4 protein-coding genes are annotated in these 3,615 nt (G+C 44.3%); 3 read left to right on the top strand and 1 reads right to left on the bottom strand.

The features are described 5' to 3' along the window. Positions 1-107 precede the first annotated feature (107 nt). Positions 108-905 (bottom strand): Cof-type HAD-IIB family hydrolase, encoded by a 798-nt coding sequence (locus AB6E78_RS22735; protein ID WP_017069716.1) that lies wholly within the window; start codon positions 903-905, stop codon positions 108-110. Between the two features lie 262 nt (positions 906-1,167). On the opposite strand from AB6E78_RS22735, the gene AB6E78_RS22730 reads away from it, so the two are divergent. The 3 genes from AB6E78_RS22730 to AB6E78_RS22720 are packed head-to-tail and all read left to right on the top strand — an operon-like array spanning position 1,168 to position 3,429. Next, on the top strand, positions 1,168-2,331 hold the full coding sequence (locus tag AB6E78_RS22730) for a glycosyltransferase family 2 protein (RefSeq protein ID WP_017064013.1): 1,164 nt from the start codon (positions 1,168-1,170) through the stop codon (positions 2,329-2,331). Continuing rightward, complete coding sequence (locus AB6E78_RS22725) at positions 2,328-2,990, top strand: START domain-containing protein (RefSeq protein WP_017072305.1); 663 nt, start codon at positions 2,328-2,330, stop codon at positions 2,988-2,990. Before AB6E78_RS22730 ends, AB6E78_RS22725 begins: the two co-directional genes overlap by 4 nt. A 31-nt stretch (positions 2,991-3,021) precedes the next feature. Beyond that, complete coding sequence (locus AB6E78_RS22720; RefSeq protein WP_372111717.1) at positions 3,022-3,429, top strand: glycine zipper family protein; 408 nt, start codon at positions 3,022-3,024, stop codon at positions 3,427-3,429. Positions 3,430-3,615 lie beyond the last annotated feature (186 nt).

Raw genomic sequence — 3,615 nt, 5'->3', positions numbered from 1 at the left:
TACTACCGTTTTTGTTTTTAGTTCCCGCTAATCCGCGATGAACCACAAAAAAGCCAACTCATTTTCACGAGTTGGCTTTGATAAAAATCGAATCTAGCTTAAGAGCGTTACGCTAGCAACTTCTCAAGTACTTGGAACACACCCGCGTCAACGTTACTTGGCGCGCCAAAACGCGCGATCTCTTTTAACTTTGGATGCGCGTTTTCCATCGCGTAAGAGTGGTAGCTCTCTTTAAGCATTTCCAAGTCATTTAGGTAATCACCAAAGCTCATGGTCTGCTCGTAAGTGAAACCTAATGTGTTCTGTAGATGTTTAATCGCCGCACCTTTTGACGCTTCAGCGTTCATCACATCTAACCAAATTTTTGCGCTTACAACCACTTGGTAGTTCTCACCGAATTTGGCATCAATAGTTGGGTTCACTTTCTCTTGTGAACCGTCGAAGTGACAGATAGCCACCTTGATGAAATCGTCTTCTACCGCCAGTAAGTCTTCTACTTGCTCACGGCGATGGTAGTACTTAGAGATCTCCGCCAGAGCACGCTCATCTTTGGTTTCGATGTATGCCGATTTCTTACCGCATAGCACCACATGCGCGCCTTCAATAGCTCGAGCTTCTTTAATGATCTCTTTAATGGCATCGGTATCAAGCAAGCAGCTGTAAAGTTCTTGGCCTTTGTGCATCACTAATGTGCCGTTTTCAGCAATAAACATCATGCGATCTTTAAGCGGGGAAAATGTTTCTAGCAAGCTGTAATACTGGCGGCCAGACGCGGCAGCAAAAATAATATCTTGCGCTTCTAAGCGCTCATAAAGATTGAAAAACTCAGGGTCGAGCTTTCCATGCTCATCGAGTAAGGTGCCATCCATATCAGTCGCGATAAATTTGATGTTTTGTTGGGGCATGTCGGGCGTACCTATTATTGGATTATGATCATTCGTTATCTTGAGTAACGGTTCTGGGTTCGATTATATCGCTAGAGTCGCTGGTGAATACAATGCTTATTTTACCGCCTGTCAGTCACTGTTTCACATCTTTCCAAGGCAAACGCTAACAGAAGCGCATTCCAGTTTGAAGGGTTAAGTCCTACATACAAGATGTGCGCTAGGTCACACTCCACTATATTCTTTCCTGTCTCTCCATCACTTTATTCCGACCACAGTCATTATGATTTTAGCTATTATTACGACCTTGCTTTGCATCGTTACCGTCAAGTTTCTAATCACACTTGCGAACTTAGAGCGCCATCGTATTCACATTGAACCTAAAATATCGTTCAAAAGAACTGAGTGGCCGACTGTTTCCGTCATTATTCCTGCGCGAAATGAAGAAGACAATATTGAAATCAGCCTTGGCTCTCTATTGAAGCAGAGCTACCCAAAAGACAAGTTTGAAGTCATTGTTGTTGATGACTTTTCTACTGACTCAACCCGTGCAAAAGTAGAAGCATTGATCAGTAAGTTCGACGTTAACGCGCGCTGTATTTCAGGTAGAACGTTACCGACCGGATGGCTTGGTAAGAGCAATGCATGTATGGCTGGCGCACTCAACGCGAGCGGTGAATATGTGTATTTCATTGATGCAGATACCGATTCAGCACCCGCGATGCTACAGAGCGTTATCGACTTTGCTATCCAACAAAAAACTGATCTCTTATCGTTTAATCCAAAACAAACTTTTGCGTCTGTGGCAGAAAAAGCGACCTTGCCGGGCATCTTTCTATCGATCGCATCTTATATGAACTTTAAAAACTCGAACGACATGACTAAGGAAGAAGCGATTGCTAACGGTCAGGCGATGTTGTTTACCCGAAAATCCTACGACGCAGTCGGTGGACACGCCGCAGTAGCAAACGCGATATCGGAAGACATCGCCTTTGCAAAAGTCATGAAGGTCAATGGATTTAAGATTTTCTGGGCATTTGCAGACAAACTAATGAGTACGCACATGTATTCAGACTTCAACTCAATCTGGGCTGGCTTTTCCAAAAACATGAATCTTATTGTGAATTGTCAATCGCAAGCACAAGCTTTAAAAGTCTTCATCAAAGCCAACATCATCGCATGGGCGGGACCGCTTTTGATGCTTGTATCGGCGAACGCCTTCATCAGTGACATGTCTGCCATTCATGCTTATTCGCTCATTGTCAGCTCTGTGATGCTCTTGGTGTCGATCGTCACCTACTTCATTTTGGTTAAGGAACTGTTTGTTCCCGCAAAATTTGCGTTAACCGTACCCTTCGGTATTTGTGTTCAAAGCCTACTCGTGCTGAACAGTTACCGCTTATCTAAAACCAATAAAATCAGCTGGAAAGGGCGCTCATTAACATGATGAATAAGATTATTACTTTGCTTCTTCTTGCTTGTTCAGTTTCGGTGTTTGCATCAGACACCGATGGCTGGTCACTGGCACGCGATAAAAAAGGCATCGAGGTTTATAACCGTAAAATTGAAGGCAGTCACTTTAAAGAATTTCGAGCAGAAGGCGACATCAACGCGTCCCTCACTTCTATTATCGCACTCTTTATCGATACCTCTGTTGGCACGCAATGGGTAGAAAACATCGATGACATGGAAGAAATAGAGCATTTTAGTGCGGCGCACACGATCACCAAAACCTATACCAAGGCACCTTGGCCAGTTGCCGATCGTGAAGCTATCGTAGAGAACGTCATCACTCAAGATCCAAAGACGATGGTTGTCACCATTGATCAGCATGGTAGGCCTGATTACCTGCCAAACAATAATAAAAAAATCATCAGAGTGGCTGAATTAGAGGCGAGTTGGATCCTGACACCAATCGACGAAAACACCACCCATATCTCTTATCGAGTATTGAGTGATCCAGGTGGCGATATTCCGTATTGGCTCATTAACATGGTGGCCGTTTCTCAGCCTTACAACACGCTTCGCGGGTTATCTAAGATGTTGGATTCTGGTGAGTACACCGATCGTCGCCTTGATTTCATCGAGAACTACACGTCACTTTAACAATGCAATGAATACTCTAGAGGTCTATATTGTGAAATTTCCATTATCTCCAATCGCAGCGATATTGCTTGTAGCATCAAGTTCAGTATTTGCTAATCAAATCATTGTCGATACTAAAGGTGTTGATGAAACACAGTATCACGCCGATCTGTATGAATGTGAGCAATACGCTCAACAAGTGAAGCCTGAAGAGGTCGATTCTCTTGGCAGCGATATTGTCGGTTCAACCGCTAAGGGTGCAGCGCTGGGTGCGGTTGGTGGAGCCGTCTCTGGCGGGAGTGGTCATGATGGTGCAAAAATTGGTGCTGGCATCGGTATTATCAGCGGCGCTTTAAAGCACGGTGCTCAAAAAAGACAATCCGCCGAGCTATCTGAGCAGCAGAAGTTTCAAGTGAATCGTAACTGTATGATCAACCGAGGCTATACCGTTCTTAACTAGCGGATAACCGAGCAAAATGGCGTTTAATCGATGTTCACGCCATTTTGCGTAGCTGAGTCAAAGCAGAGTTCAACCATAGTCCCTGAATCGCCACCTTAAAGTTCGTTCAAATAGACAGTGAGCATTGACCCCAGGGCAAGATCATGAAAAACCCATATGGAATAAGGGGTAGCGTGAAGTGATGTT

Origin of the sequence: Vibrio sp. 10N.247.310.98 (assembly GCF_041467395.1) — a bacterium.
In the GTDB taxonomy this organism is placed as follows: domain Bacteria; phylum Pseudomonadota; class Gammaproteobacteria; order Enterobacterales; family Vibrionaceae; genus Vibrio; species Vibrio crassostreae_C.
Note: the sequence above shows the minus strand (reverse complement) of the source record. Positions and strands in the feature narration are given on the sequence as shown.

Coding starts and splice junctions, on each gene's coding strand:
- AB6E78_RS22735 (WP_017069716.1), bottom strand. CDS start 905: ATGCCCCAACAAAACATCAAATTTATCGCGACTGATATGGATGGCACC.
- AB6E78_RS22730 (WP_017064013.1), top strand. CDS start 1,168: ATGATTTTAGCTATTATTACGACCTTGCTTTGCATCGTTACCGTCAAG.
- AB6E78_RS22725 (WP_017072305.1), top strand. CDS start 2,328: ATGATGAATAAGATTATTACTTTGCTTCTTCTTGCTTGTTCAGTTTCG.